Below are 25,328 nucleotides of genomic sequence, written 5' to 3' on the forward strand. Positions count from 1 at the left end.
CACCACGATCAGCCCGTGGATCGTGACGATGGAAGCGCTCGCGCCCTTCCGCGTGGCCGCGCGCGGTCGGCCGGGCGACGAGCCGGCGGTCGCCGCCCATCTGCTCGACGCGCAGGATCGCGCGGCAGGCGGCATCAACATCGAACTCACCGCCGACTTCGCCAATGCGGCGGGATCGAGCGCCCGCATCGTGCGCAGCAATCTCGCCGAACTCTATTGGACGCTGGCACAGATGGTCGCGCATCAGGCCTCCAACGGGGCACCGCTGGAAGCGGGCGACCTGATCGCGACCGGCACCGTCTCGGGCGCCGCGCAGGAAGCGCGTGGCTGCCTCGCAGAGATCGTGCTGCGCGACGGCGAGACCATCGATTTGCCGGATGGCACGACACGCCGCTGGCTGGAGGATGGCGACACCCTCACCCTCAAGGGCCGCGCAGTGGCGGAGGGCTATGTGCCCATCGGCTTCGGCCCGTGCAGCGGCACCATCCACCCGGCAGGAGCAAAGGCATGACCATCACCACCTGTGGCGACCGCCAGCCGATCAAGGTCGCCGCGCGCGGCAAGCATCTGGTGGTGGACATCCATTGCCACCTCGGCATTCCCGCCGCCGACGCCATCGTGCAGGCGCGCCACCCCGGCCCGCCGCCCGGAATCAACGATTTCACCAGTGCGAAAACGAGTGAGGTCAACCGCGCCCAGTTCGCCACGATGGGCCGCACCCTCAACACGCTCGACCAGCGGCTGGCCGACATGGATCGGCTCGGCATCGACGTGCAGGCGATCAGCCCCAGCCCCGGCCAATATTTCTATTATGCCGATGCCGATGTCGCGCGGGAGGCCGCACGCACCGTCAATGACGGCATGGCCGCCGCGGTCGCACAGCACCCTGACAGGCTGGTCGGCATGGGCACGGTGCCGCTGCAGGATGTCGGCCTTGCCGTCGAGGAAATGCGCCGCTGCGTGCGCGATCTGGATCTGCGCGGCATCGAGATCAGCTCCAACGTCAACGGCCGCGACTTCCATGCCGAGGAGTTTCGGCCGTTCTTCGCGGCCGCCGAAGAACTGGGCATCCTGCTCTTCATCCACCCGCTGGGCTTCACCCATGCCAACCGGATGAGCGAATATTATTTCAACAACCTCATCGGCAATCCGCTCGAATCGACGCTGGCCGTGGGTCATCTGATCTTCGGTGGCGTGCTGGATCGCTATCCGGGGCTGCGCATCTGCGTGGCCCATGGCGGCGGCTATGTGCCCGGCTATTGGGGCCGGATGGACCATGGCTGGCGCGCGCGTGGCGATTGCAGCGAGCATTGCCAGCACGAGCCCTCCAGCTATCTGCGCAAGCTGTGGCTGGATACGCTCGTGTTCGATCAGGACCAGCTCGACAGCCTCGTGCGCACCCATGGCGCCGACAAGCTGTGCTTGGGCACCGACTATCCCTTCGACATGTCCGAGCCCGATCCGCTGGGCTTCCATGCCCGCCTGAGCGACGAGGAGCAGCGCAAGATCCTCGGCCTCAACGCCGCTGAACTGCTGGGACTGGAGACTGCCGACAAGAGCTGACCCAGCTACATACGACCACCACCAAGGCCGCCGCACGAAGCAGACCTCCCATAAGAGGCAGGACCGATCAGGAGAGAAGACGGTGACGAAGACGCAGCACGGCGGGGCCTGGGTGCCCGGCTATACTCTGTTCCTGCTTTTCGTGAGCAATGTGTTCAATTATGCCGACCGGGCGCTGCTCGGCATCGTCGTCGATCCGGTGAAGGCCGATCTGCAGCTGAGCGACACGGCGATGAGCCTTGTGTCCGGCACGGCCTTCGTGCTGTTCAACCTCATCGTCGGCATCTTCATCGCCCGCTGGGTCGATCATGGCAATCGCAAGAAAATCCTGCTGCTCGGCGTCGCCATCTGGTCCGGCGCCACGGCGCTGACAGGCCTTGCCGAAGGCTTCGTGTCGCTGGCGCTCACCCGGGTTCTGGTCGGCGTCGGCGAGGCGACGGCCTTTCCGGTCGCCATCTCCGTCATTGCCGACCTGTATCCCAAGGATCGGCGGCCGCGCGCGCTGGGCATCTATCAGTCGAGCGCCTTCGTCGGCATCGTCGGCGGGTCGATCGCGGCGGGGATATTGGCCGCGATATTCGGCTGGCGGACGATGTTCTTCATCTGCGGCGGCGCGGGCCTCGCCTTCGTGCTGCTGCTCGCGCTGACCATGAAGGAGCCACAGCGTGGCATGCATGACGAGCCGGATGCGGCGGATATGGGCATGCGCAACCTGCCCCAATCCATCCGCTTCCTGCTCGATGTGCCGGGTTTCCGCATGCTCGCGGTCGGCATGGGGATCTCGGCGATGGGCGCGGGCGTGCTGCCGGTGTGGGCGCCGGCGTTCCTGCTGCGCAGCCATGGCGTGAGCCTTGCCGAGGTGGGCGCACTGATCGCGCCCTCGGTCGGCCTTGGCGGCATCGCCGGCGCCATTGCATCCGGTTTTATGGCCAGCTACTTCACCAAGAAGCACGGGCGGGAGATCGACAGCCTCATGGTGCCCCTGATTGCACTGCCCCTGTCCATCCCCTTCTTCATAGCCTTCTGCTTCGCGCCGTCGCTGGCCCTGACGCTGGGCGCAGCGGCGATCATGAACTTCCTGCTCTCCAGCGGCATCACCCCCTGCTTCTCCGCAGCCATGGGGCTGGCCACGCCGCAGACCCGCGCGGTTGCATCGATGTTGTTGCTCGCTTCGTCGGGCATCATCGGCTCGGCGCTGGCGCCGCTCGTGGTCGGTGCGGCCAGTGATGCGCTGACGCCGCAGTTCGGCACCGAATCGCTGCGCTATGCCATGTCTGCCGTGACGGTGGCTCCGCTGCTGGGCTGCGTCTTCCTCTGGCTCGCTTATCGCCGCGCCCGCGCGACGGCCATGGCTGAGACCGCCACCGCGTGAGCACGCCAGCATCCCCGTCCGAGTTCCGCCATGGCTGGCCGGTGGTCCTCGCCGCCGCTTGCGGCTCGGGACTGGGGATTGCCGGATTGCTGACCTACTCGGCGGGCATCTTCGCGAAAGATCTCGAGAGCGCGATCGGCCTCAGCCGCACGACGCTGGGCGCAGCCTTCTTCCTGGCGACGGTGGCGCTGGCCATCGCCCTGCCCATCGCCGGCTGGCTGATCGACCGCGTCGGCCCGCGCTGGCCTGCCGTCGCCGGCTCACTGGCGCTGAGCGGCGGATTCGCGCTGCTCGGGACCGTCGTCCATTCGGTCGCCGGCTATATGAGCGTGATGGCAGGTATAGGCCTCCTGGCCGCCTGTTCGTCGCCCGTAGCCTACACACGCGCCGTCAATGCCGTCTTCGACCGCGCACGCGGACTGGCGCTCGGCCTGACGCAGGTGGGCATCGGCATTTCCGCCGCCGTCGTGCCGCCTGCTCTGGCCATCATTGTGGCAGAACGGGGTTGGCAGGCCGGCTATCTGGCGCTCGCCGCCATTGCCGCGATGGGCGTCATCCCGGCGCTCAGCCTGCCCAACCTCCGCAGCCCCCGGACGCCCGATCGCGCAGGCGGCATGGCCCGCGCCCAGATGCGCTCGCCGCTCTACCTGCTGGTGCTGGCATCCTTCGGCATGATGGCGCTCTCCTTTGCCGGCCTGCTGCCCCATTTCGTCCCGATGCTGCGAGAATCCGGCCTGGATGCCCGCACCGCCGGATCGCTGGCGGGCCTTATCGGCGGCTCCGTGATCGTCAGCCGGGTCGTCGTCGGCTGGCTGGCAGATCGGGTGCCGGCGCCACGCATTGCCGCGGCCTGCTGCGCCTTGTGTGCGCTGGGATGCATCGCGCTGGCAACCGGCGGCGCAACGCTCGCCTGGGTCGGCGCCATCGCGCTTGGCACGGCCATGGGCGCGGAAGCCGACCTCATCGGCTATCTGACCGCCCGCTACTTTGGCATCACCCATTATGGTGCGCTGTACGCCGTGCAATATGCCAGCTTCATGCTGCTGGCGGGGCTTGGCCCACTCTGGGTCGGCGCGCTGGCCGACGCCACTGGCGGATATAATGCCCCGCTCTGGGTGGCCGCTGCCGGCCTTGGCGTTTCCATCCTGCTGTTCCTGCGCTTGCCCAACCCGCAGACGAGCCGCTAGAGGCTGTCACGAGGCAGGCCGCAACCAAACGACCGCCGCGACCATTCACCCGAGGTCGAAACGGCTTTGATCCGGCGCATGGCCGGGCCAGACTGACCGTCAACCCAAAACCGGAGGCCTGCGCCTGATGCCTTTCTGCCCGCCATCTGCACCCTTCGCCCGTCCTGTCGCGCTGGCGCTGACGCTCGGGCTCACGCTCGGCGCCTTCGCGTCGACCGCCTCGGCCAAGGAGAAGGAACCGCGCCGCGTGCGCATCGCTATCGGGCCGGAAATCCAGCCCAGCTTCCCCGGTTCCGACAGCCTGTCCGTCCGGCCCTTTCTGGAAGGCGACATTGCGCGCGGGAATGAACCTTTCGAGTTCGAGGCACCGGACGAGAGCTTCGGCATCCCGGTGGTGAGTGTGGGCGGTTTTGAGGTCGGCCCATCCATGGCCGTTGAAGGCAAGCGAAAGGCGGACGAGGTTCCCGGCTTCGTCAAGGTCAACCGCTCGCTGGAACTTGGCGGGTTCGTGCAGGTCTTCCCGATCCCGTCCTTCCGCCTGCGCGCCGACGTGCGCCAGGGCGTGACCGGGCACGAGGCGCTCGTCGGATCGGTCAGCGCGGACTGGGTCATGCGCGATGGCGACCGCTGGCTGGTGTCGCTCGGCCCGCGCGTCACGCTCGGCAGCGGTAAGCACCAGCGCACATGGTTTGGCGTGTCGCCCGCGCAGTCTGCGGCCTCGGACTTGCCAGTGTATGAGGCAAACGGCGGCGTCCAGTCCATCGGCGCTGCCGCCGGCTTCATCCGCCAGCTCGACGCACGCTGGAGCCTCCATGGCTATGCGCGTTACGACCGCCTGATGGGCGATGCGGCTGATTCGCCGGTCGTGCGGGCCTATGGCGCGCGCGACCAGTTTTCCGGCGGATTGGCGCTGGGCTACACCTTCTGGTGGGGCAATCGCTAATCCGCGCGGGGCGCCCTATCGCCCCTTCAGCCGCGCGTAGGCAGGCGAGTGGGTAAAAGCCTCCCAGCGCGTGCACCATTGGCGCACCGGCTTGGCATCCGGCCAGAACGGCGTCCAGATCTCGCCCGGCTCGGCGCCCAGGGCCTGGGCGACCTTCTGGCTCGGCACATTGTCATCGGCGATCATGTGCAGCGTCTCACTCTGGCCAAGGGCCTCGTGCGACCAGCGGAAGGCGGCGGCTGCCGCCTCCGCTGCATAGCCCTTGCCTTGCGCGGACGGGAAGATGCACCAGCCGATCTCGAACGCCGGCCAACCGGGCGGGTTCATCGGCCCGACATGGCCGATGAATGCCTCGCTCGCTTTCTCTTCCACCGCGAAATTGCCATAACCGCGCGCCACCCAATGGCCGGCGAGACTGCAGAAGCGTTGCCAGCTTTCGCCATAGGTGAGGCCGCGCCCTTCCTTGGTGATGAACCGCGCGAAGTCATCGTCCGCCATGGCCGCGCACAAGGGCTCGGCGTCAGACGCACGGAACGCTCGCAGGATCAGCCTGGACGTTTCGATAGTCGGTGCGCGGTCGATGGTTGGGGCAGTGCAGTTCTGTTGGGTCATCCGTGGCCTCTCCTTGTCAGCGCAAGTCTTGCCGGAGACCTGCGCGGTGACAAGGCATGATTAGGCCCCGAGGATGATCCGCGCCCGCACGACATCGGCGCTCATCTGCTCGACCAGCGCATCCAGGCTGTCGAACTTGCGCTCGCCCCGCAGCCGTTCGATGAGGGCGATCTCCAGCGTCTGGCCGTAAAGGCTGCCGGAGAAATCGAACAAATAGGTCTCCAGCAGCTCGCGCGGCGGCACGAAGGTCGGGCGGATGCCGAGATTGGCGGCGCCGCAGACGATTCGGCCATCGGGCAATCGCGCGCGCACGGCATAGATGCCGTAAGCCGGGCGCAGATAATGGCCCATCTCCATATTGGCGGTCGGGAAGCCGATGGTGCGGCCGCGCTTATCTCCATCGATGACTTCACCGGCAATCGCGAAAGGCCGGGTGAGGAGGCCCGTCGCCGTGACGCAGTCGCCAGCCAGCAGGGCCTCGCGCACGCGGCTGGAGGAGATGATCTCGCCCTGCTCGTCGCGCACCGGCGCCACGGCCTCGGCGGCCAGGCCGTGCACCGCGCCAAGCGTGCGCAAGGCGGCGACGTTGCCCGAGCGCCCGCGCCCGAAGGTGAAGTCCTCGCCGGTCACCACCCCCGCCGCGCCCAGTTCGGTCGCCAGCATGGCCACGAAGTCCTCCGCGCTGTGCGAGGCCAGCTCAGCCGTGAAGTGGAAGACCAGCATGGCATCCGCGCCCGCCTCGCCGAACAGGCGCTCGCGCTGATCGAGCGTGGTCAGGCGGAAGAAGGGCGCATCCGGCCGGAAGAGGCGCATGGGATGCGGATCGAAGGTCGCGACAATGGCCGGACGGCCCTGCGCACGGGCCAGTTCCACGGCGCGGCCGACCACGGCCTGATGGCCCCGGTGAAAACCGTCGAAATTGCCGAGGGCAATGATGGCACCGCGCAAATGTGCCGGTATCGGCTGATCGCTGCTGATCCGTTCCATGGCGGGCGCCTATAGGCGGAGCGACGCGCGGGCGCCAGCCCCGATGGCGGCTCGCATGCGCACCGCGATCAGGCTCCGCGCCGCAGAAATGTGCGGTAGCTGAAGGCGGCGACTGCGCCCTCCGCCGGGTGATCCTCGCGCATCGTCTCATCCCACCGGGCGGGATCGGGCGCATCGATGCGCGCGTCGCCGGGCGGCGAGAGATGTACTTGCGTGATCTCCAGCCGGTCGGCCAGCGGTTCGAACAGCCGATAAACTTCCGCACCGCCAATCACCGACAGCACCGGCGCCTGCGCGGCGGCAAGGGCTTCATCGACGCTGTGGACAACCTCTGCGCCGTCCGCCTGCCACGCGCGGTCGCGGGTCAGCACGATGTGGCGACGGCCCGGCAGCAGCCCGGGCAGGCTATCGAAGGTCTTGCGCCCCATCAGCATGGGCGTGCCCATGGTCATGGCCTTGAAGCGCTTGAGATCGCCGGGGATCCGCCAGGGAATGTCGCCCTCGCTGCCGATCACGCCATTGTCGGCGCGGGCGAGCAGCAGCACGATTTCTGGACGCGCGTCCATCGTCATGCCGCGCTATCGCTTATGTGCACGCGCGTTACATGGCCCATCTTGCGGCCGGGGCGTGCCTCGTTCTTGCCGTAGAGATGGAGATGCGCCGTCTCGTCGGCCAGAATCGCCTGCCACTCATTGGCCTCGTCTCCGATCAGGTTCTGCATGGAGACGGCCGGCGCGGCAAGCGCCGTCGATCCGAGCGGCAGGCCGCAGATGGCGCGGACGTGATTCTCGAACTGGCTGGTGACAGCGCCCTCAATGGTCCAGTGCCCGCTATTGTGGACACGCGGCGCCATCTCGTTGAAGATCGGCCCGGCGGCCCCGGCAAAGAACTCCAGCGTAAGCACGCCAACATATTCCAGAGCCTGGGCGACGCGCGCGGCAATGGCCCGCGCTTCGGGCACCTGCGCCAGCACGACCGCCGGAGCCGGCAGCGTAGATGTCGCGAGAATGCCGTCGACATGCACATTATGCGGCGAATCCCAGAAGCGCACGGTGCCATCCTGTCCGCGCACGAGCACGACCGAAAACTCGTGGTCGAAGGTGACGAACCCTTCCAGCACCGCCGGATTGCAGCCGATTGCCTCCCAGGCGGTGTCCAGAGTCTCGGGCGCCGCATCCATCAGGCGGACCTGGCCCTTGCCGTCATAGCCAAAGCGCGTCGTCTTGAGGATGGCGGGCGCGCCGATCCGCGCGATTGCATCCTGCAGCACCGCGCCGCTGGAGACGGGCGCATAGGGAGCCGTCCGTCCGCCAAGGCCGGCGACGAAGCTCTTTTCCAGCAACCTGTCCTGCGCGACCGCCAGTGCGCGGGCATTGGGCCGGACGTGCCCGAGCTTGGCGAGCAAGGCAACGGCGTTGCTCGGCACATTCTCGAATTCATAGGTGATGATATCGACCGCGTCTGCGAAGGCGGTGAGCGCGGCGTCATCCTCATAGGGCGCCTGCGTCCACGCGCTGGCAATGTCAGACGCGGGGCCGCTCTCCTCAGGCGCGAAAATATGGACCCGATAGCCAAGCTGGATCGCGGCCATGCCGATCATCCGGCCAAGCTGGCCGCCGCCGACGATGCCGATGGTCGACCCGGGCGCAATCGTCATGGGGGAGGTCATTGCGGGCTGCCTGCCACCGAATCCGTTTGCGCCGCACGCCATGCATCCAGTCGATCGGCCAGCGCCGCGTCGCTATTGGCTAATATTGCAGCTGCGAGCAAACCGGCATTCTTGGCGCCTGCCTTGCCGATGGCCAGCGTCCCGACCGGAACGCCGCCGGGCATCTGTACGATGGAAAGCAGACTATCAAGCCCGGAGAGGGTCGCCGACTGCACCGGAACACCGAGCACCGGCACGCGAGTCATGGCCGCGACCATCCCCGGCAAATGGGCCGCTCCGCCGGCTCCGGCGATGATGACGTGCAGACCTCGGCCTGCTGCCGTCTTGGCATAATCGACGAGTCGATCCGGGGTGCGGTGAGCCGAAACAATCCGCGTTTCGCATTCAATTTCAAGGTCTTGCAGAACATCGACGGCATGGCGCATCGTGTCCCAGTCGGACTGCGAGCCCATGATCACACCGATTTTCGCCATTCTTCGCCGCCCCGTCCTCGTGCTGCCTGGCGTCAACGGGAACGCCGGCCGGAAACTTCTCTTTAAGTCTCAGCCCATAGACACCAGCGCCATGGCGCACAACCGGTCAAAACGCTCTGATCATACGGCGGAACGCGGGTTCCGCAGTGCACAAAGGCAAAGCTTGGAACTATACCCAGCTCACAGGGTTACATGCTGCGGTCGCGCACAGGAGATAGAGCTTTGATGGAAGCCACTGCGCGGACGGTCGCACTCGATCTTCCCGCACCTGACATTTCAGCGCTTGAGCAGGAGTTGGATATACTCCGCCGGGAGCTGTCCCTTCTTAAAACCGCCAACAAGGAACTTGAACGACTCGTCATTCGCGATACGCTCACCCCGCTCTACAATCGGCGGCATTTCATGAACTGCCTTCGGGATCGGTTGGACCGGCTCGAACGGCATGAAGGCAAATGCGCACTGGTGTTCATCGATGTGAACTCGATGAAGCGGATCAACGATCGCTTTGGCCATGGCGCCGGTGATGCCGCTCTGGTGCATATGGCGCGCCTTCTCGCGAATGGATTGCGGTCCACAGATGTCGCGGCCCGCATGGGGGGCGATGAGTTCGCGTTGTTGCTGGACGATCTTGACCCTGAGGCCGTCGAGGAAACCACCCGGCGGCTCCAGCGCATGATCGCGGAATCGGCCTGCTTGCACGAAGGCGTGCTGCTGCCACTGTCCATCTCTGTCGGCTGGACGGCCCTCGAACAGGGCGACACGGAATTTTCCGCCCTTACTCGCGCGGATATGGCGATGTATGCTGCCAAAAGACCCGGCAGCACCTTTGCCGAGGCAGCAGAATAAGGAGCAGGTCATGGCCCACGCGGTTCAGGACAATGCCGAGCGCAACCGCTACGAGATCATAGTGGACGGCGAGATCGCTTTCGCCACCTATGAGCGCGATGGCGACACGCTGGCGATCACGCACACCTTCACCCCACCGGCTTTGCGGGGGAAGGGCGTCGCGGCCGATCTGGTCGCCGGGCTGCTCGACGATGCGCGCGCACGCGGCCTCAAGATCCAGCCGGTGTGCAGCTACGTCGTCACCTATTTCGAGCGCCACCCCGATCAGCGCGACCTGCTCGCCGCCTGACGCGCGGGCCGTCCGCTCACGGTCAGGCCCCCTCTAGCTCGGCCTTCTCGCGGTCCATCATCGCCTGGAGGATACGCCGCCCCTGCACCGCGGTTCCGTCGCTTTTGAGCATCAGCTCGGGCGGGAGGACGTCCAGCGTGGAAATGATCTTCTCGATTTCCTCAGTCGCGAACTTGTCCTCATCCAGCACAGGCTCGAGACGCCGACGAGCGTCGTCCACCCGCGCCTGTGACGGCGCGCTCATCGCAAAGAAGTAGTTGCAGCTGGTCTTTTTCGCCGGCGTGACGGCATGCCAGACCCGGCTCGTGTGGAGCACCTCGCCGGCCTTCTCATGACCCTGCGGATAGCGGGATTCCCCAATCCCTGCGTGAAAGCCGGGGAAGAAGAAATCCATGCCGGAGATACGATCGACCAGCCCGTCGTGCACGCTGCGATCATGATAAGGCGGCATCGGCGTATCGCGCATGATCCGCCGGCTCGACAGGCGACGGTCATTGAGGTCGCGCACTTCGGGCGTCGCGGCATCGTCGGGCGTGCCGATCGATGTAGCATGGAGATAGCCAAGATGGCTCAGGTCCAGCAGGTTATCGTTGAGCAGTTGATAGCGCCCATCGACATGCATGGAATAAAAGGCATCCGGGATCATGCCGGGAATGTTGAAACCGATCTCGTCCAGCGTCGGGATGAGCGACTCATCCGCCTTGTCGGGATCGCCCGGCCAGATCCACGCCCATAGCCCGCGCTCGACCAGGGGATAGCTTTTGATCCGGTAGACGCCGGGAATGGTGCTCTGGCTCGGCACCATCGTGCAGGCCCCCGAAGAATCGAAGGTGATGCCGTGATAGCCGCACTGGATCGCATCGCCGACGCGCTTGCTCGCGCCCAGGGGATAATGCCGGTGCGGACAGCGGCCTTCCACCGCCACGGCGGTGCCATCTTCCTTGCGATAGAGAACAACCGGCTCGTTGAGGATCCACCGGCTGAGCAAATCCTCGCCGATTTCGCGCACAAATGCGGCGACGTACCAGCCGTTGCGCGGCGCGTAGCTGCCAGGGGTGAAAGGATACATAGGGTCCGCTCCTAATCGAACATCGTTCGTTTAGCGATTGATGCTTTTTCACCGGCAAACTGTCAAGGGAGCAGCATGTCATTCGCGAAGCTGGATCAGGACGGGATCGTCGAGGAAGCCATTGCGCTGCTGAAGGAAGAAGGGCTGGGGGCAGTCAGCCTGCGGAAGATCGCCACCCGGCTCAGCGTCAGCGTCTCATCGCTTTACTGGCATGTGGAGGACAAGCAGGCCCTCCACGCACTCATGTCCATCTCCATTTTCAAGGCCTGCCTCGACTCGGTGCCGCCGGCAGAAAGCTGGTGGGCATGGCTGCATGATTTCGGCATCGCCTTATGGGACGCGCAGACATCCATACGCGATGCGCGTCAGCTCATTGCCGTCACCCGCGCGCAGCGGGGGGCTGGCAACCATCTGATCGGGCAAATCGTGAAGGAGTTGACCGCGCTCGGCCTGAACGCAGAGAGGGCCGCCGTCGCGCAGCGGTCCGTCCAGGCGCTCGTCACGGGCTGGACGACGCTGCGCGCGGTTCAGGTCGAGGCGGACCGGGACAGCTTCATCCTGGCGCTGGATGTTCTCATCGACGGCTGGCGAACACGCGCAGCAGCGGATCAGCCGTGACGGACACGCCAAAACGCCCGGCCAGCAACTGACCGGGCGCCTGATCGGCAGAGGCAGGGCGAAAGCGCCCCGCCGCGCGTCTTCAGCCCTGGCGGGCCTTGAAGCGACGCTGCGTCTTGTTGATGACGTAGGTGCGCCCACGACGGCGGATCACGCGGTTGTCCCGGTGACGGTCCTTGAGCGACTTGAGCGAGTTGCGGATCTTCATGATCGGGTCCAAATGATTCTTGCGTGACGGAAAATTCGAAGCCGCGCCTCTATGGGTCAGCCTCCGGAAAGTCAAGGCGGCGGTGCAAGTTTTGCGCAGCCCCGTCCCCTCATGCCGGCAACCGCTTTCCTGAACAATCGTTAAGCCATCATGCAGCATTTCCGGTGCAAACTCGACCGATGAGACGCCATTTCAGAGAGATGGCCAGATGATAAGGGATGCAAGGCCATGACGAGCAGTTTTCCCATGCCGCCGCTCCATGGGCGGGCGACTCCCTACATCGAGGGTCGTCCGCGATTCGGCGCGCGCAAGGCCGGCGTCGCGGCCATTTTGCTTGGCGCGCTCGCCCTGGGTGGCTGCGCCACATCCACCGGGCCTGTCGACGTCACCCGATTCCATCAGCCGGACGTCGCCCGGCAGGGCACCGTGCTCATCGTGCCCGGCAATCCGGACGATAGCGCCAGCCTCGAATTCCGCACCGCCGCCAATGCTGTGAGCGCGGCGCTGGCGCGGGCGGGCTTCTCGCCTCTCCAGTCCGGCGCGTCCGGTGCAGGCGCAGCGCAATATGAGGCGGTTGTGGACATGGGGCGGGAAACGATAGCGCCCCTGCCCGCACGCTCCCCGGTGAGCGTCGGCGTGGGCGGATCGACCGGTTCTTATGGCAGCGGAGTCGGCCTTGGCATCGGGATCAATCTCTCCGGCAAACCCAAGCCAGTGGTCGTGAACCGGATGCGCGTGCAGTTGCGCCGCGCGGGCGACAAGGTGGTTGTGTGGGAAGGTCGCGCTGAGACGCAGGCCAAGGAAGGCACGCCGGCCGCCCAGCCCGGCCTCGTGGTCGGTCGTCTCGCCGATGCGCTGTTCAAGGGCTTTCCCGGCACGTCGGGCGAGACTATCACGGTGCCATGACCGCACAGCAGACAGGCAGCACCCCGCCCCTTCGCATCAACAGTAGCTTCGATAGCGGCAACATCCGTGTCGAGGCGATCGACGGCACCACCGCGACTCTCTCCATCCACAAGGACCATGAGAGCGATTTCTTCCAGTGGTTCCACTTTCGCGCTGCCGCGCCGGCGGGCACGCGCCTGACCTTGCGCATCACCGGACTTGCGCAATCCGCCTATCCCGATGGCTGGCCCGGCTATGCCGCCTGCGTATCGGAAGATCGCGAGCGCTGGGGCCGTGCCGCCAGCCGTTATGATCCGGGCGTCGATGGCGGCACCCTCACCATCGACTACACGCTCGTCGGCGATGCCGCATGGTTCGCCTATTTCGCGCCTTACTCACAAGAGCGGCATCACGATCTCGTGGCGCAGGCGGCAGCCTGCGAGGGCGTAACGGTGCGCCAACTGGGCGAGAGCCTCGACGGCCGACCGATCGATTGCCTGGAACTGGGGAGCGGTGACAAGCCGATCTGGCTGATCGCGCGCCAGCATCCCGGCGAAACGATGGCGGAATGGTGGATGGAAGGGGCGCTCGACATGCTGACCGACCCCACCAACGCCCATGCCCGCGCCTTGCGTGCCGCCTGCCGCTTCTACATCGTGCCGAACATGAACCCCGATGGCGCCTTTCGCGGCCATCTGCGCACCAATGCCCGGGGTATCAATCTCAATCGCGAATGGCACGAGCCGCAGGCCGACCGCGCGCCGGAAGTGCTTTGCGTACGCAATCGCATGGACGAAACCGGCGTCGCCTTCGCCATGGACGTGCATGGTGACGAGGCGATCCCCGCCGTCTTCCTTGCCGGGTTTGAGGGCGTCCCCTCGATCAAGGACGCGCAGCTTGCGCTGTTCCGGCGGTATCGCGATACGCTGGCCGTCCGCACGCCGGACTTCCAGACCCGCTTGGGCTATCCCGAGGCACGCCCCGGCAAGGCCAATCTCTCCATGGCCACGGCACAGATCGCCGAGCGCTTCGGCGCGGTAGCAATGACGCTGGAAATGCCGTTCAAGGACAATCACGACCTGCCGGACACCGCCCAGGGCTGGAGCCCGGAGCGCTCCATGCAACTCGCCCGCGACTGCCTCGCCACGCTGGCGGAGATGGTCGGGGATATTTGAGAGCGGTCGACACGAGGCGACCGATTAATATGCCGTCACCCCGGGCTTGACCCGAGGTGACGGATGCTGGGAGCGATCAGCGCTCTCACCTCACCCCAGCTCATCGCCCAAAAACGCCATCGCAGCGCGCCAGCTGCACCGGTTGGTCTCCGGCTCGAAGCCGAAGCTGCGGTCCGCATTCAGCGGCACATCGTCTGCGGTGAAGGCGTGGCCGGTGCGACTATAGGTGGTGAACTGGAAGTCCACGTCCGCCGCCGCCAGCTCCTTGCACAGGGCCAGCTTGGCATCGGGCGGGCAGAGATTGTCGTTCCAACCGTCGCAGATCATCAGTTTGGCGGTGATCGGCGCGTTGGGGAATGGCGGCGCGTCGTAGACGCCGTGGAAGGAGACACCGGCCTTGATGTCCGCCCCGGCGCGCGCAAGATCGAGCACGCATTTGCCGCCCGCGCAAAAGCCGATGGCGCCGATCCGGCTGCCATCCACGCCCGGCAACGCACGAAGCTCCGCAAGGGCATCGAGCAGCCGGGCCTTCACCGCCTGGCGATCCGCCATGAAATCATGCAGCAGCTTACCCGCGCTCTCCATGTCCGTGCCGCGCTTGCCCTGGCCGTAATAGTCGACGACCAGCACCTTGTAGCCCTGTGCCGCCAGCGTCTCGGCCTTGGCGAAATCCCATTCCTTGGTGCCCATGAAGTTGGGGAACAGCAGCACACCTGGCTGATCGCCTGCATCCGCATCGCCGACGAACATCGATTCAAAGGGACCGCCGGGGCCTTCATGAAGGTGGACAGTGCGGGTGATCGCCATGGTTCCTGCTCCTTTGCTGCAATGGGATGATGCGCTCATCCATGGCGAATTGTGCTCGGGCGGACAAGGGCGCTTGCGGCAGTGATCCCGGCCGAAAAGACAGCCCGCGCCGGTGGTTTCTCAACATTTAACGCAGCCGGTCGCTTTTGCCGGAACCAACCGGCCCCGGCGCAGTTTTCTGCCAGCAATATGGGAGTTTACGAGATGAAGACGTTGTGGGATCCGGGCTTTCTCCAGAGCCAGATCCAGCAATTCGAAGCGCAGGCCACAACGGCGATGCACCCGGATGAGAAAGCCGCCTATCAGAGCTATGTGCAGCATTATCAGACGATGCTGAAAGCGCTTCAAGCGCGTGGCCACGCCGCGACCCTCGAGCACGCCTGAAGCGTCTCTGCGCGTCTTCAAGACCCGCCCGAACGGATTGCGCTCACACCAAATCCCGCTATCAGGCCCGATAACGGTAAAACCGCCGAAGATCGGGAGATAAGACCTCATGCCCACCCTCGTCCTCATCCGCCATGGCCAGTCGGCCTGGAACCTGGAGAACCGCTTCACCGGCTGGTGGGATGTCGACGTGACCGAGAAGGGCGCTGCCGAAGCCAAAGCGGCCGGCGCGCTGATGCGGGACAAGGGCCTCGATTTCGACCAGTGTTTCACCTCGCTGCAGACCCGCGCGATCAAAACGCTCAATCTGGCGCTCGAGGAAATGCAGCGGCTCTGGCTACCGGTGGAAAAGGACTGGCGGCTCAACGAGCGGCATTATGGTGGCCTCACCGGCCTCGACAAGGCCGAGACGGCTGCCAAGCATGGCGATGAGCAGGTGAAGATCTGGCGCCGCAGCTTCGACGTGCCGCCGCCGCCACTGGAGCCTGGCAGCGAATTCGACCTGAGCAAGGACCGGCGCTATGCCGGCATCGCCATCCCGGCGACGGAGAGCCTCAAGGATACCATCGCGCGCGTGCTGCCTTATTGGGAGGGCCGGATCGCGCCCGAGCTGAAGGCCGGCAAGCGCGTGCTCATTTCAGCGCATGGCAATTCGCTGCGCGCGCTGGTCAAGCACCTCTCGAACATCCCCGACGACGAGATTACGGGCCTCGAAATCCCGACCGGCCAGCCCATTGTCTATGAGCTGGCCGACGATCTTTCCGCGAAGGACCGTTATTATCTGTCTGAGCGGTAAGGGTAAGGCGGCCGGTCAGGCCGCCACCTTCACCTCAAGCTGATCGACGGCGGCCAGCGCCGCCTCGATACCGGCCGCGCGATGTTCGGGGCCGGCGGCAGCGCCTTCCGCCACGATGAATTCGGGCGTTATGCCGATGAAGCCGAAGACGGCGCGCAAATAGCTCTCCGCATGTTCGACAGCGGCGGCAGGCGTGCCCGCGCCGTAAAAGCCGCCGCGCGAGAGGGCGACGATCACGCGCTTGTCACCCGCCAGGCCGATGGCATTGCCAGTCTCGTCATAGCGGAAGGTTTTGCCGGCCACCGCGATATGGTCGATCCACGCCTTGAGCTGGGTGGAAATGGTGAAATTGTACATCGGTGCGCCGATCACGACCGTGTCCGCATCCAGGAATTCAGCCAGCACGGCCGCCGCCTCGTCCGTCCCGAAGCCGGGCAGCGTCAGGTGCGGCAAGGGCTGCGCAGCGAGATCGCGATAGCGCACGTCCGCGCCGGGCTGCTCCGCCTTGAGGCGCTCGACGATGGCTGCCGAAATCTGGCGGGTGATGGAGTTTTCGCCCTGAATGCTGGAATCGATATGCAACACGGTCATGGTCGGCCCTTTCGTAAAATTGCTGTTGAGAGACGGATCGGGAAGATCAGTTTCTGTTTGCAACCAGCTAGGGTGGACCTCTAGAACCAACAAGAACGCATTTTTTCGAGACCTAGTCACATGGATATGACCACCACCCGCCTCACCGTGACGTCGCACAAGGAGTGCATGCGCATCACGCAGACCCTCGCGCGCTTCGGCGACCGGTGGACATTGCCGGTGGTGGCAGCACTGGGTGATGGCACGATGCGCTTCAACCAGATCCGCCGGGAGGTGAGCAGTATCTCGCAGCAGATGCTCACCCGCACCCTCCGCGCGCTGGAGCGGGACGGCATGGTCAACCGCACCGTCCACCCGACGACACCGCCGCAGGTGGATTACGCCCTCACCCCGCTCGGCCATTCGCTGGCCCGCGAGGCGATCCGCCTCGGCAGATGGGCGCAGATGCATCGCGAGGAGATCGACGCGCATCGGGAGCGGTTCGATCGCCTGCAGGAGGGCTGAGGCGCTCTACATCATACAAAGTCCTCCTGCGAAGGCAGGAGCCTAGGACGGCAAGGCCCGGCATCTGAGCCATGGGCTCCTGCCTTCGCAGGAACACTGTGGTGGACCTATGCCTTGCTGCGGACGAACGCCACGGCGATGCCGGCGATGAACAGCGGCAACCCGAAGGCCAGCGCCACGCCGAACGGTCCAACACCCTGCGCCAGCAGCCAGCCCCCGGTCGCCGGCCCGATGATCGCCAGCAGTCGCCCCGCCCCGGCCGTCCAGCCAAGCGCCGTGGAGCGGATCTGCGTGGGATAGGCCGCGGAGATGAAAGCATAGAGCCCGCTGATCGAGCCGACCACGAAGGCGCCGAAGGCAATCGCCATGAACGCGGCCAGTGCCGGCGTGAACGGCTGTACCATGTAGACGAGCATCGAGGTGCCGCCCGCGAAATAGCAGAAGAGCAGGGTGCGCTTGACGCCGATCCAGCCGACCAGCGCGATCATGATGAACGGCCAAACGATTGCGCCGACGGAGGAGAGGGCAAACAGCGCCGCCGCATCCGCCATCGGGAAGCCGGCCTGCATGTGCCAGAAGGTCGGCGCCCAGGAGGCAACGGCATTGCCGACGAACATCATCATGCCTCCCGCCAGCATGAACAAGAGGGTCATGGCCAGCCGCCCCTCGGCAAAGACGGACTTGAGTGACGCCCGCCCGGCTGGCGGCTCATCGAGAAAATAATGGGCTGTGTCGCTGACGTCGCGCGTGATGTGCCGCAGGACGCGGTTGACCTGTGCAGTGCTGCGCCCGGCGGTGACGAGAAAGCGCGGAGATTCAGGCAGAGTGAAGATCAGCACTGGCAGGAGCAGCAGCGGTGCGGCGCCACCCGCCAGAAACGCGCCCCACCAATCGAGCCGATGAACAATGAGAGGCGCAAGCGCGCTGCCCATCGCCGAACCGAATGCGAAGCAGGCGGTGACCAGAATGATCTGGCGGGGACGGATGTGGCGCGGCGAAATCTCCGCCACCATTGCGATGATGTTGGGCGTGATGCCGCCGAAAAACGCAAAGGCGACCAGCCGCAGTAGCGAGACCGCCGTCAGGGTCGATGCCAGGGCCGTGACGAGCGTGACGAGGCCGAAACCGAGCACGCACAAAATGACGATCGGCTTGCGTCCAACCCGATCTGCCAGCGGCGCGATGAAGGCATAGCCCAGGGCCAGGCCGATGCCCTGCGCCACGAACACGGCGGAAATCGCGGCTGGCTCGACAGCAAGACCCGCAGCAAGAGCCGGCACGATGGCCCCGAGCATGTACATGTCGAAGCCCTCCATCGCCATGGCGATGCCGCAGAGCGCAAAGATGTACCACCGCCAGGCCCCGTAAGGCCGGTCCAGAATGGCCTCGATGTCGATCCGCTGCCCGTCTGCATGGGACTGCGCCATGTATCTCTCCCCCGAAGGCTGGTCGGTCTGTATTCGAGGGTCGAATGATGAGAACCGCCCCCGCCGCATGTGCGCTCCTGCGGAACCGCTGCCCGTCTGGCAAGCCAGAATTCACCGTGACCAACCGCGCGCGAAGCAAGATTTTGCGCCGGCGAACAATGCCTTGCGGCTGCCTCCCATAGCGCCGGTTGAAGGAATTCTGGCCCTTCGCGATCACGTAAAGGTAGAGCGCTCCGCTGCGCTTTCATCGAAAACGGGTCCGATTGTGCGGTTGCACCAAAGTCGTGCGCCTGTAATGTCCCGCTCAGGTGCGCAATTCATCAGGCCACGAAGGGTCCCCAGTCTTGTTCGAAAAGTCCGCGACACTCATCCTGTTCGGCGCCACCGGCGATCTGGCGCACCGGATGCTGTTTCCTTCGCTCTACCATCTGCTGTGCGACGGGCTGCTGCCCGAGCCGTTCAACATCCTCGCCTCCGGCCGGTCCGAGATGGATGACGCGGCCTTTCGTGAAACCATCCGCAAGGCGCTGGCGACCTATCTCGCCGATGAGCATCATGATGAGGCGCGCGTCACTGCTTTTCTCGAAAAGATCAGCTATTGCGCCGTGTCTGCCGGCGAGCAGGCGCATTTCGATGCGCTGGCGAAACGGGCGAAGGCGCTGGGCGAGGGTCCCATCGCAGTCTATCTGTCCACCCCGCCCTCGCTCTTTGCGCCCACCGCCCAGGGTCTCGCCGCCGCTGGTCTGGTCGATGCGCACACCCGTATCGCCATGGAAAAGCCCATCGGCAAGGATCTCGCCTCGTCCAAGGTGGTGAACGACGCCATTGGCGACCTGCTCGATGAAGAGCAGATTTTCCGCGTCGACCATTATCTGGGCAAGGAAACGGTGCAGAACCTGATGGCGCTGCGCTTTGGCAACCGCCTGTTCGAGCCGCTGTGGAATGGCGGGGCGATCGATCATGTCCAGATCACCGTCGCCGAGACGGTGGGGCTGGAGGGCCGCGTCTCTTATTATGACGGCGTCGGCGCGCTCAAGGACATGGTGCAAAACCACATGCTCCAGATCCTCTCGATCATCGCCATGGAGCCGCCCGCGCGGATGGATTCCACCTCGGTGCGCGACGAGAAGGTGAAGGCGCTGCGCTCGCTGCGGCCGATGACGCCCGAAACGGTCCGCACCCACAGCGTGCGCGGCCAGTATCGCGACGGCGCGGTGAAGGGCAAGATCATCGCCGGCTATGCCGAGGAACTGGGCAAGGACAGCGATACCGAGACCTTCGTGGCGTTGAAGGCCCATATCGACAATTGGCGCTGGACCGGCGTGCCGTTCTATCTGCGCACGGGCAAGTGCATGCCCAACCGCCAGTCGGAAATTCTCATCCAGTTCAAGCCGGTGACGCACAGCATTTTCCGCCGCAACGGCTATGATCGCGCGCTGGAGCCCAATTCGCTGATCATCCGCCTGCAGCCGGACGAGAACATCCGCCTGTGCATCATGGCCAAGCGGCCGGGGCTCGACCGGGATGGCGTGAAGCTGCAGGAAGTCGGCCTCGACGTCTCGCTCACACACGCCTTTGCCGGTGAGCGCCGACGGATCGCCTATGAGCGGCTACTGTTGGATCTGCTGGAGGGCGACACCACATTGTTCGTGCGCCGCGACGAGGTGGAAGCGCAGTGGACCTGGATCGATTCCATCACGCAGAGCTGGCAGGAATCCGGCCAGCAGGTCGTGCATTATGCCGCCGGCACCTGGGGGCCATCCGCTGGCATTGCCTTGATCGAGCGCGATGGAGCAAGCTGGTATGACTGATCTCAATTCCACCGTCGCCGCCGTCACGCAGCGCATCGTCCAGCGCAGCGCGGTCAGTCGCCGCAAATATCTCGACCTCATCGAGCGCGGGCGCGATGCCGGCACCAACCGGGATCGGCTTTCCTGCGGCAACCTCGCCCATGGCTTTGCCGCCAGCGGCGAGGACAAGCCGGTGATCCGCGCCGGCAATGCCATGAACATCGGCATCGTCACGGCCTATAACGACATGCTCTCGGCCCATCAGCCCTATGGCCGCTACCCGGAGGCGATCAAGATCGCGGCGCGGGAAGTCGGCGCCACGGCGCAGGTCGCGGGCGGCGTGCCGGCCATGTGCGACGGCGTGACGCAAGGCCTGGCCGGCATGGAGCTATCGCTCTTCTCGCGGGACACCATTGCGCTCGCGACCGCCGTGGCGCTCAGCCATGCGATGTTCGAGGGCGCGTTGATGCTCGGCATCTGTGACAAGATCGTGCCCGGCCTGTTGATGGGCGCGCTGCGCTTTGGCCACCTCCCCACCATCTTCGTCCCCGCCGGGCCGATGCCTTCGGGCCTCGCCAACAAGGAGAAGCAGCGCATCCGCCAGCTCTATGCCGAGGGCAAGGTGGGGCGCGAGGAGCTGCTGGAGAGCGAGAGCGCCAGCTATCATGGGGCGGGCACCTGCACCTTCTACGGCACGGCCAACACCAACCAGATGATGATGGAAGTAATGGGCCTGCACATGCCCGGCGCTGCCTTCGTCAATCCCGGCACCAAGCTGCGCAGCGAGCTGACCCGCGCCGCCGTGCATCGTGTCGCCTCCATAGGGTGGGATGGCGATGATTATCGCCCGCTCGGCAAGTGCATCGATGAGAAGGCGATCGTGAATGCCGCCGTGGGCCTGCTGGCGACTGGCGGATCGACCAATCATGCCATCCACCTGCCCGCCATCGCGCGCGCGGCGGGGATCGTCATCGACTGGACGGATCTCGCCGATCTCTCCGCCGCGGTGCCGCTGCTGGCGCGCGTCTACCCCAATGGCGCGGATGACGTGAACAACTTCCATGCCGCAGGCGGCATGGCCTGGATCATCACCGAATTGCTGCGCGGCGGCCTGCTGCACCGGGACGTGATGACCGTCGCCCGCGCTGATCTCACGGATTACGGGCGGATGCCGACGCTGGAGAATGACGCGCTCGTCTGGGACGAACCGCTAACCGCGCCCGGCAACGAGGCGATCCTGCGCCCCCTCTCCAACCCATTCAGCGCGGATGGCGGAATGCGGCTGCTCGCCGGCAATCTCGGCCGCTGCATCATGAAGACCAGCGCCGTGGACCGCGAACGCTGGACCATCGAGGCGCCGTGCCGTGTGTTCTCCGATCAGGATCAGGTCATGGCCGCATTCAAGGCGGGCGAGCTGGATCGGGACGTCGTGGTTGTCGTGCGCTTCCAGGGGCCGCGCGCCAACGGGATGCCGGAACTGCACAAGCTCACCCCACCGCTCGGCGTGCTGCAAGACAAGGGCTTCAAGGTCGCGCTGGTGACCGACGGGCGCATGTCCGGCGCCAGCGGCAAGGTGCCGGCGGCCATTCACCTTTCGCCCGAGGCGCTGGGCGGTGGCCCCATCGGCAAGCTGCGCGATGGCGACATCGTCCGCGTCTGCGCCGAGAGCGGCACGCTGGAAGCAAAGGTGGATGCCGCGGAATGGGATGCGCGCGATCAGGCCGAAGCGCCGCCGCCGCCCTATGACACCGGTCGGGAACTGTTCGCCCTGTTCCGCCATAACAGCGATCTGGCGGAAGCGGGCGCCTCGCCGCTGCTGGCAGCCATGGATGCGGAACTATGACCGATCTTGTCGCCGCCGACATTGGCGGCACCAATGCCCGCTTCACCCGTGCCACGCTCGATGCGCGCGGCGTGCCCACGCTGGGCACCGTGCGCAAGTACAAGGTCGCCGATCATGCCAGCCTGCAAAGCTGCTGGCAGGCCTTTCTGGCCGATGACGACGGGCCGGCGCCCGAGCGGGTCTCCATCGCCTTCGCCACGGCCATCGGGCGGGAGGTCATCAAGCTCACCAACTCCAGCTGGATCATCCGTCCTGCCCAGTTGGCCGATGACCTCGGCGTTGCGGCGGTGCGGCTGGTCAATGATTTCGAAGCAGTTGCGCACGCCATTGCGCGGTTGCCGCTCAGCGATCTACCGTTGCTGTTCGGGCCAGACGAGGCCTTTCCCGAGAATGGCTCGGTCACGATTCTCGGCCCCGGCACCGGTCTTGGCGTGGCGATGATCGCGTTTGACGAGGGCGTGCCGCATATCGTCGCGACCGAGGGCGGTCATGTCGATTTCGCGCCGCTCGACGCGCTGGAGGGCCGCATTCTCGCGCAGTTGCGCACCGATCTCGTGCGGGTCTCGACGGAGCGGATCGTCTCCGGACCGGGGCTCAATACACTCTACCGGGCGCTGGCGACGATCAGCCAGGCGCCGGTCACGCTGATGAACGACGCGGACCTGTGGGCCGCCGCTCTGGATGGCAGCAATCCCCTCGCCCGCACGGCGCTGGAGCGGCTGTGCATGAGCTATGGCGCCACGGCCGGCGACCTCGCTCTGGCGCATGGGCCGCATCATGTGGTGCTGGCCGGCGGACTGACGCAGCGGATGCGCGACTTCCTCGTGAACAATAGCGCCTTCCATGACCGTTTCACCGCAAAGGGTCGCTTCGAAGCCTTGATGAGAACCATTCCGGTTCGCTTGGCAACCCATCCTGAAATTGGCCTTTATGGCGCCGCCGCTGCATGGCGGGAGAAGAAAGCATGAGCATGACTGTCGATGACGTAATGGCGCTGGCACCGGTGATCCCGGTACTGATCGTGGAGTCCGTGGCGGATGCCGTCCCGCTGGCGCAGGCGCTGGTCGCCGGAGGTCTGCCGGCCCTCGAGGTCACCATGCGCACCCCCGTCGCGCTCGAGGTGATGCGCGAAATGGCACAAGTGCCCGGCGCCGTGGTCGGGGCCGGCACCGTGCTCAACCCCCGGCAGATCGATCAGGCGCTGGAGGCGGGGGCGCAGTTCATCGTGTCGCCCGGCCTCACCGAGCCGCTCGGCAAGGCCGCGATCGCCAATGGGGCCACCCTGCTCCCCGGCGTCGCTACGGCGGCGGACATCATGCGCGGACTGGATCTGGGGCTTGAGCGCTTCAAATTCTTCCCGGCCTCGACCAGCGGCGGCCTGCCTGCCCTCAAGGCGCTGGCGGCGCCCTTTGGCGGTGTGCGCTTCTGCCCGACCGGCGGCATCACGGCGGCCAATGCGCCGGAATGGCTGGCCCAGCCGTTCGTCGGTTGCGTCGGCGGAAGCTGGGTTGTGCCCAAGGGGCCGCTCGATCCCGCAGCCATAGAAGCGCTGGCGAGGGAAGCTGCGACGCTTCCGCGATAATCGGAGAGGCGCCGCTGGCGTGCCTTGATGGGCACGCCCACGCCGAAGTTTCCGTCAGTCCAGCGCGCCCCACAGGCTCGCGGCCTGCACATAGCCGCGCCGGCCGTTCACCTCCATCGCGCACCAGCCGTCCGAGCAGCCGGAGAGCCGCCCCACGACGCCCGGCGCCAGGCGGAACAGAAGGCGAGCGCTCTCGGAGGGGCCGTCGCGCATCTGGGCGATATTATCCTTCACGATCGCGGTCGCTTCATCCTTGAGCAGCCGCACGTGCATCCAGCCCTGCGTGCCGTCCGGATCCTCGATCTTGCGCCAATTGGTATAGACCTCGACCACCTTCACCGGCAGGTCGCGCTGGCGGTAGATCCAGCTCGCCGGATAGTCGGCGCTCGGCCCCACGCGCATCTTGGCCTCCCCCTTGGAGAGTGAGGCCCAATAGGGCGTTGGGCGACCGGTTTGCGCCTGCGCGTCGGCAGCGCCCAATCCCAGGGCCAGCGCCGCAAAAGCCGTGAATAGCCCGCGCGCGTTCATGCCATCGATCTCCCGGAAAATGCCCACACCATAAGGCCCGCTTCTGCCACGGCCACCGCATGGCATCAACCGGAAGCAGCCTTGCGCGAATTGCCGCTTGCCTTTCCGCTCTCGCCTGAGCATTCCCGCCACATGTCCAGGCGTCCCCGGCCCGCTTCGCCCCGCGTGATCGTGACGCGGCGTCTGCCGCAAGCGGTGGAAGCCCGGCTGGGCGAACTGTTCGACGCCCGCTTCAATGTCGACGATCATCCCATGACCCACGCCGAGTTGCATGAAGCCATGCAGCAGTGCGACGTGCTGGTGCCCACAGTGACGGACGATCTCGATGCCGATCTGGTCGCCGGCGCAGGCGATGCGCTGCAGCTGATCGCCAATTATGGCGCCGGCGTGAACCACATCGCCCTGCCCGCCGCCCGCGCGAAGAACATCATCGTCACCAACACGCCCGGCGTGCTGACCGAGGACACGGCGGACATGACCATGGCGCTCATCGTCTCGGTGCCGCGCCGCTTGGCCGAGGGCGAAAAGCTGGTGCGCTCCGGCGAGTGGACCGGCTGGAGCCCCAGCAACATGCTCGGCCATCGCATCGGCGGCAAGGCGCTCGGCATCGTCGGCATGGGCCGCATCGGCCGCGCCGTCGCCCGGCGCGCCCGCGCCTTTGGGCTCTCCATCCACTACCATAATCGCCACCGCCTGCCCGAGGTGGCGGAGCAGGAAGTGGATGCGATCTGGCATCCCGATCTCGATGAGATGCTGCGCAGCATCGACATCCTGACGATCCACACGCCGCGCAATGCGCAGAGCGAGAATCTCATCGACCGGCGCCGCATCGGGCTATTGCGTCCCCATGTCTACCTCATCAACGCCTCGCGCGGCGGCATCGTGGATGAAGAGGCGCTGATCGAAGCGCTGGAAGCCGGGCAGCTTGCCGGGGCCGGCCTCGACGTGTGGGAGTTCGAGCCTCAGATCGACCCGCGCCTGCTCGCTTTGCCCAATGTGGTGATGACCCCGCATATGGGCTCGGCGACCTTCGAGGGCCGCATCGCCTCGGGCGAACGGGTGATCGCCAACATCCGCATGTGGGTCGGCGGCGACCGGCCGCCGGACCAGATTCTCGAAGGCTGGGTTTGAGGACCGCATAGGCCTCACACGCTCGTCATCCCGGACTTGATCAGGGATC

29 protein-coding genes are annotated in these 25,328 nt (G+C 65.8%); 18 read left to right on the forward strand and 11 right to left on the reverse strand.

Annotation, left to right across the window (positions count from 1 at the left end; translation table 11 throughout):
• From M2337_RS00005 to M2337_RS00025, 5 genes are all read left to right on the forward strand, one after another.
• Positions 1-511 (forward strand): fumarylacetoacetate hydrolase family protein (locus M2337_RS00005; RefSeq protein WP_264588578.1); only part of this gene is annotated, 511 nt, incomplete at its 5' end.
• Positions 508-1,563, forward strand: coding sequence for an amidohydrolase family protein (locus M2337_RS00010; protein ID WP_264571168.1), 1,056 nt, complete (start codon positions 508-510; stop codon positions 1,561-1,563). The genes M2337_RS00005 and M2337_RS00010, both read left to right, overlap by 4 nt.
• Before the next feature lie 82 nt (positions 1,564-1,645).
• On the forward strand, positions 1,646-2,935 hold the full coding sequence (locus M2337_RS00015) for a spinster family MFS transporter (protein ID WP_264571169.1): 1,290 nt from the start codon (positions 1,646-1,648) through the stop codon (positions 2,933-2,935).
• Positions 2,932-4,122: an MFS transporter gene (locus tag M2337_RS00020; protein WP_264571170.1), complete on the forward strand. Its 1,191-nt coding sequence runs from the start codon at positions 2,932-2,934 to the stop codon at positions 4,120-4,122. The genes M2337_RS00015 and M2337_RS00020 overlap by 4 nt, the downstream gene beginning before the upstream one ends.
• Positions 4,123-4,249: 127 nt before the next feature.
• A complete protein-coding gene (locus M2337_RS00025; protein ID WP_264571171.1) occupies positions 4,250-5,065 on the forward strand; it encodes a MipA/OmpV family protein in 816 nt (271 codons plus the stop codon).
• A gap of 15 nt (positions 5,066-5,080) precedes the next feature.
• On the opposite strand, the gene M2337_RS00030 is transcribed toward M2337_RS00025, so the two are convergent.
• The 5 genes from M2337_RS00030 to purE form a co-directional block, all read right to left on the reverse strand.
• On the reverse strand, positions 5,081-5,677 hold the full coding sequence (locus M2337_RS00030; protein WP_264571172.1) for a GNAT family N-acetyltransferase: 597 nt from the start codon (positions 5,675-5,677) through the stop codon (positions 5,081-5,083).
• Between the two features lie 60 nt (positions 5,678-5,737).
• Complete coding sequence (locus M2337_RS00035) at positions 5,738-6,664, reverse strand: bifunctional riboflavin kinase/FAD synthetase (RefSeq protein WP_264571173.1); 927 nt, start codon at positions 6,662-6,664, stop codon at positions 5,738-5,740.
• Between the two features lie 68 nt (positions 6,665-6,732).
• Positions 6,733-7,230 (reverse strand): dihydrofolate reductase, encoded by a 498-nt coding sequence (locus tag M2337_RS00040; protein WP_264571174.1) that lies wholly within the window; start codon positions 7,228-7,230, stop codon positions 6,733-6,735.
• 2 nt (positions 7,231-7,232) lie between these two features.
• Positions 7,233-8,321 carry a 5-(carboxyamino)imidazole ribonucleotide synthase gene (locus M2337_RS00045; protein WP_264571175.1) on the reverse strand — a complete coding sequence of 363 codons (1,089 nt, stop codon included), beginning with the start codon at positions 8,319-8,321 and terminating at the stop codon, positions 7,233-7,235.
• Between the two features lie 8 nt (positions 8,322-8,329).
• Positions 8,330-8,806 (reverse strand): 5-(carboxyamino)imidazole ribonucleotide mutase, encoded by a 477-nt coding sequence (gene purE / locus M2337_RS00050; RefSeq protein WP_264572299.1) that lies wholly within the window; start codon positions 8,804-8,806, stop codon positions 8,330-8,332.
• Positions 8,807-9,031: 225 nt separating this feature from the next.
• Here purE and M2337_RS00055 point away from each other — a divergent pair, with 225 nt between their 5' ends.
• Positions 9,032-9,652: a GGDEF domain-containing protein gene (locus M2337_RS00055; RefSeq protein ID WP_264571176.1), complete on the forward strand. Its 621-nt coding sequence runs from the start codon at positions 9,032-9,034 to the stop codon at positions 9,650-9,652.
• 10 nt (positions 9,653-9,662) lie between these two features.
• The gene (locus M2337_RS00060; protein WP_264571177.1) at positions 9,663-9,941 is read left to right on the forward strand and encodes a GNAT family N-acetyltransferase; all 279 of its coding nucleotides are present in this window, start codon (positions 9,663-9,665) and stop codon (positions 9,939-9,941) included.
• 22 nt (positions 9,942-9,963) lie between these two features.
• On the opposite strand, the gene M2337_RS00065 is transcribed toward M2337_RS00060, so the two are convergent.
• Complete coding sequence (locus M2337_RS00065) at positions 9,964-11,010, reverse strand: aromatic ring-hydroxylating dioxygenase subunit alpha (RefSeq protein ID WP_181560494.1); 1,047 nt, start codon at positions 11,008-11,010, stop codon at positions 9,964-9,966.
• Positions 11,011-11,085: 75 nt separating this feature from the next.
• Between M2337_RS00065 and M2337_RS00070 the strand changes: the two genes are divergently transcribed.
• Positions 11,086-11,628: a TetR family transcriptional regulator gene (locus tag M2337_RS00070; protein WP_264571178.1), complete on the forward strand. Its 543-nt coding sequence runs from the start codon at positions 11,086-11,088 to the stop codon at positions 11,626-11,628.
• An 82-nt stretch (positions 11,629-11,710) separates the two neighbouring features.
• On the opposite strand, the gene ykgO is transcribed toward M2337_RS00070, so the two are convergent.
• Positions 11,711-11,836 (reverse strand): type B 50S ribosomal protein L36, encoded by a 126-nt coding sequence (gene ykgO / locus M2337_RS00075; protein ID WP_008069451.1) that lies wholly within the window; start codon positions 11,834-11,836, stop codon positions 11,711-11,713.
• Between the two features lie 228 nt (positions 11,837-12,064).
• Between ykgO and M2337_RS00080 the strand changes: the two genes are divergently transcribed.
• Entirely contained in the window at positions 12,065-12,742 is a 678-nt protein-coding gene (locus M2337_RS00080; RefSeq protein WP_264571179.1) for a DUF4136 domain-containing protein, read from the forward strand.
• Positions 12,739-13,896, forward strand: a complete 1,158-nt coding sequence (locus M2337_RS00085; RefSeq protein ID WP_264571180.1) for a M14-type cytosolic carboxypeptidase — start codon at positions 12,739-12,741, stop codon at positions 13,894-13,896. Before M2337_RS00080 ends, M2337_RS00085 begins: the two co-directional genes overlap by 4 nt.
• Positions 13,897-13,986: 90 nt before the next feature.
• Here the strand turns inward: M2337_RS00085 and M2337_RS00090 are convergent, their stop codons facing one another.
• On the reverse strand, positions 13,987-14,703 hold the full coding sequence (locus M2337_RS00090) for a dienelactone hydrolase family protein (protein ID WP_264571181.1): 717 nt from the start codon (positions 14,701-14,703) through the stop codon (positions 13,987-13,989).
• Positions 14,704-14,784: 81 nt separating this feature from the next.
• Between M2337_RS00090 and M2337_RS00095 the strand changes: the two genes are divergently transcribed.
• Both M2337_RS00095 and gpmA read left to right on the forward strand, forming a co-directional pair.
• Positions 14,785-15,087 (forward strand): hypothetical protein, encoded by a 303-nt coding sequence (locus M2337_RS00095; RefSeq protein WP_264571182.1) that lies wholly within the window; start codon positions 14,785-14,787, stop codon positions 15,085-15,087.
• A 109-nt stretch (positions 15,088-15,196) separates the two neighbouring features.
• Positions 15,197-15,883, forward strand: coding sequence for a 2,3-diphosphoglycerate-dependent phosphoglycerate mutase (gene gpmA, locus M2337_RS00100; RefSeq protein ID WP_264571183.1), 687 nt, complete (start codon positions 15,197-15,199; stop codon positions 15,881-15,883).
• A 15-nt stretch (positions 15,884-15,898) separates the two neighbouring features.
• Here the strand turns inward: gpmA and M2337_RS00105 are convergent, their stop codons facing one another.
• Positions 15,899-16,474, reverse strand: a complete 576-nt coding sequence (locus M2337_RS00105) for an FMN-dependent NADH-azoreductase (protein WP_264571184.1) — start codon at positions 16,472-16,474, stop codon at positions 15,899-15,901.
• Positions 16,475-16,594: 120 nt separating this feature from the next.
• On the opposite strand from M2337_RS00105, the gene M2337_RS00110 reads away from it, so the two are divergent.
• Complete coding sequence (locus M2337_RS00110) at positions 16,595-16,978, forward strand: winged helix-turn-helix transcriptional regulator (protein WP_264571185.1); 384 nt, start codon at positions 16,595-16,597, stop codon at positions 16,976-16,978.
• Positions 16,979-17,085: 107 nt separating this feature from the next.
• Here the strand turns inward: M2337_RS00110 and M2337_RS00115 are convergent, their stop codons facing one another.
• Complete coding sequence (locus M2337_RS00115) at positions 17,086-18,405, reverse strand: MFS transporter (RefSeq protein ID WP_264571186.1); 1,320 nt, start codon at positions 18,403-18,405, stop codon at positions 17,086-17,088.
• Between the two features lie 344 nt (positions 18,406-18,749).
• On the opposite strand from M2337_RS00115, the gene zwf reads away from it, so the two are divergent.
• From zwf to eda, 4 genes are read left to right on the forward strand one after another with little or no spacing between them, the layout of a single operon-like run.
• Positions 18,750-20,216 (forward strand): glucose-6-phosphate dehydrogenase, encoded by a 1,467-nt coding sequence (gene zwf, locus M2337_RS00120; protein WP_264571187.1) that lies wholly within the window; start codon positions 18,750-18,752, stop codon positions 20,214-20,216.
• Positions 20,209-22,038, forward strand: coding sequence for a phosphogluconate dehydratase (edd, locus tag M2337_RS00125; RefSeq protein ID WP_264571188.1), 1,830 nt, complete (start codon positions 20,209-20,211; stop codon positions 22,036-22,038). Before zwf ends, edd begins: the two co-directional genes overlap by 8 nt.
• The gene (locus tag M2337_RS00130) at positions 22,035-23,006 is read left to right on the forward strand and encodes a glucokinase (RefSeq protein WP_264571189.1); all 972 of its coding nucleotides are present in this window, start codon (positions 22,035-22,037) and stop codon (positions 23,004-23,006) included. The genes edd and M2337_RS00130 overlap by 4 nt, the downstream gene beginning before the upstream one ends.
• Positions 23,003-23,620: a bifunctional 4-hydroxy-2-oxoglutarate aldolase/2-dehydro-3-deoxy-phosphogluconate aldolase gene (gene eda / locus M2337_RS00135; protein ID WP_264571190.1), complete on the forward strand. Its 618-nt coding sequence runs from the start codon at positions 23,003-23,005 to the stop codon at positions 23,618-23,620. Before M2337_RS00130 ends, eda begins: the two co-directional genes overlap by 4 nt.
• Positions 23,621-23,674: 54 nt before the next feature.
• On the opposite strand, the gene M2337_RS00140 is transcribed toward eda, so the two are convergent.
• A complete protein-coding gene (locus M2337_RS00140) occupies positions 23,675-24,148 on the reverse strand; it encodes an SH3 domain-containing protein (RefSeq protein ID WP_264571191.1) in 474 nt (157 codons plus the stop codon).
• A 132-nt stretch (positions 24,149-24,280) separates the two neighbouring features.
• On the opposite strand from M2337_RS00140, the gene M2337_RS00145 reads away from it, so the two are divergent.
• Complete coding sequence (locus tag M2337_RS00145; protein ID WP_264571192.1) at positions 24,281-25,279, forward strand: 2-hydroxyacid dehydrogenase; 999 nt, start codon at positions 24,281-24,283, stop codon at positions 25,277-25,279.
• The last annotated feature ends 49 nt before the right edge of the window (positions 25,280-25,328 follow it).

Source organism: Sphingobium sp. B2D3A (assembly GCF_025961795.1).
GTDB lineage: Bacteria > Pseudomonadota > Alphaproteobacteria > Sphingomonadales > Sphingomonadaceae > Sphingobium.

What these genes read in the sequence shown, in the direction of transcription:
- M2337_RS00010 (WP_264571168.1), top strand. Translation starts at nt 508, where the DNA reads ATGACCATCACCACCTGTGGCGACCGCCAGCCGATCAAGGTCGCCGCG.
- M2337_RS00025 (WP_264571171.1), top strand. Translation starts at nt 4,250, where the DNA reads ATGCCTTTCTGCCCGCCATCTGCACCCTTCGCCCGTCCTGTCGCGCTG.
- M2337_RS00030 (WP_264571172.1), bottom strand. Translation starts at nt 5,677, where the DNA reads ATGACCCAACAGAACTGCACTGCCCCAACCATCGACCGCGCACCGACT.
- M2337_RS00035 (WP_264571173.1), bottom strand. Translation starts at nt 6,664, where the DNA reads ATGGAACGGATCAGCAGCGATCAGCCGATACCGGCACATTTGCGCGGT.
- M2337_RS00040 (WP_264571174.1), bottom strand. Translation starts at nt 7,230, where the DNA reads ATGGACGCGCGTCCAGAAATCGTGCTGCTGCTCGCCCGCGCCGACAAT.
- M2337_RS00045 (WP_264571175.1), bottom strand. Translation starts at nt 8,321, where the DNA reads ATGACGATTGCGCCCGGGTCGACCATCGGCATCGTCGGCGGCGGCCAG.
- purE (WP_264572299.1), bottom strand. Translation starts at nt 8,806, where the DNA reads ATGGCGAAAATCGGTGTGATCATGGGCTCGCAGTCCGACTGGGACACG.
- M2337_RS00055 (WP_264571176.1), top strand. Translation starts at nt 9,032, where the DNA reads ATGGAAGCCACTGCGCGGACGGTCGCACTCGATCTTCCCGCACCTGAC.
- M2337_RS00060 (WP_264571177.1), top strand. Translation starts at nt 9,663, where the DNA reads ATGGCCCACGCGGTTCAGGACAATGCCGAGCGCAACCGCTACGAGATC.
- M2337_RS00065 (WP_181560494.1), bottom strand. Translation starts at nt 11,010, where the DNA reads ATGTATCCTTTCACCCCTGGCAGCTACGCGCCGCGCAACGGCTGGTAC.
- M2337_RS00070 (WP_264571178.1), top strand. Translation starts at nt 11,086, where the DNA reads ATGTCATTCGCGAAGCTGGATCAGGACGGGATCGTCGAGGAAGCCATT.
- ykgO (WP_008069451.1), bottom strand. Translation starts at nt 11,836, where the DNA reads ATGAAGATCCGCAACTCGCTCAAGTCGCTCAAGGACCGTCACCGGGAC.
- M2337_RS00080 (WP_264571179.1), top strand. Translation starts at nt 12,065, where the DNA reads ATGACGAGCAGTTTTCCCATGCCGCCGCTCCATGGGCGGGCGACTCCC.
- M2337_RS00085 (WP_264571180.1), top strand. Translation starts at nt 12,739, where the DNA reads ATGACCGCACAGCAGACAGGCAGCACCCCGCCCCTTCGCATCAACAGT.
- M2337_RS00090 (WP_264571181.1), bottom strand. Translation starts at nt 14,703, where the DNA reads ATGGCGATCACCCGCACTGTCCACCTTCATGAAGGCCCCGGCGGTCCC.
- gpmA (WP_264571183.1), top strand. Translation starts at nt 15,197, where the DNA reads ATGCCCACCCTCGTCCTCATCCGCCATGGCCAGTCGGCCTGGAACCTG.
- M2337_RS00105 (WP_264571184.1), bottom strand. Translation starts at nt 16,474, where the DNA reads ATGACCGTGTTGCATATCGATTCCAGCATTCAGGGCGAAAACTCCATC.
- M2337_RS00110 (WP_264571185.1), top strand. Translation starts at nt 16,595, where the DNA reads ATGGATATGACCACCACCCGCCTCACCGTGACGTCGCACAAGGAGTGC.
- M2337_RS00115 (WP_264571186.1), bottom strand. Translation starts at nt 18,405, where the DNA reads ATGGCGCAGTCCCATGCAGACGGGCAGCGGATCGACATCGAGGCCATT.
- edd (WP_264571188.1), top strand. Translation starts at nt 20,209, where the DNA reads ATGACTGATCTCAATTCCACCGTCGCCGCCGTCACGCAGCGCATCGTC.
- M2337_RS00130 (WP_264571189.1), top strand. Translation starts at nt 22,035, where the DNA reads ATGACCGATCTTGTCGCCGCCGACATTGGCGGCACCAATGCCCGCTTC.
- eda (WP_264571190.1), top strand. Translation starts at nt 23,003, where the DNA reads ATGAGCATGACTGTCGATGACGTAATGGCGCTGGCACCGGTGATCCCG.
- M2337_RS00140 (WP_264571191.1), bottom strand. Translation starts at nt 24,148, where the DNA reads ATGAACGCGCGCGGGCTATTCACGGCTTTTGCGGCGCTGGCCCTGGGA.
- M2337_RS00145 (WP_264571192.1), top strand. Translation starts at nt 24,281, where the DNA reads ATGTCCAGGCGTCCCCGGCCCGCTTCGCCCCGCGTGATCGTGACGCGG.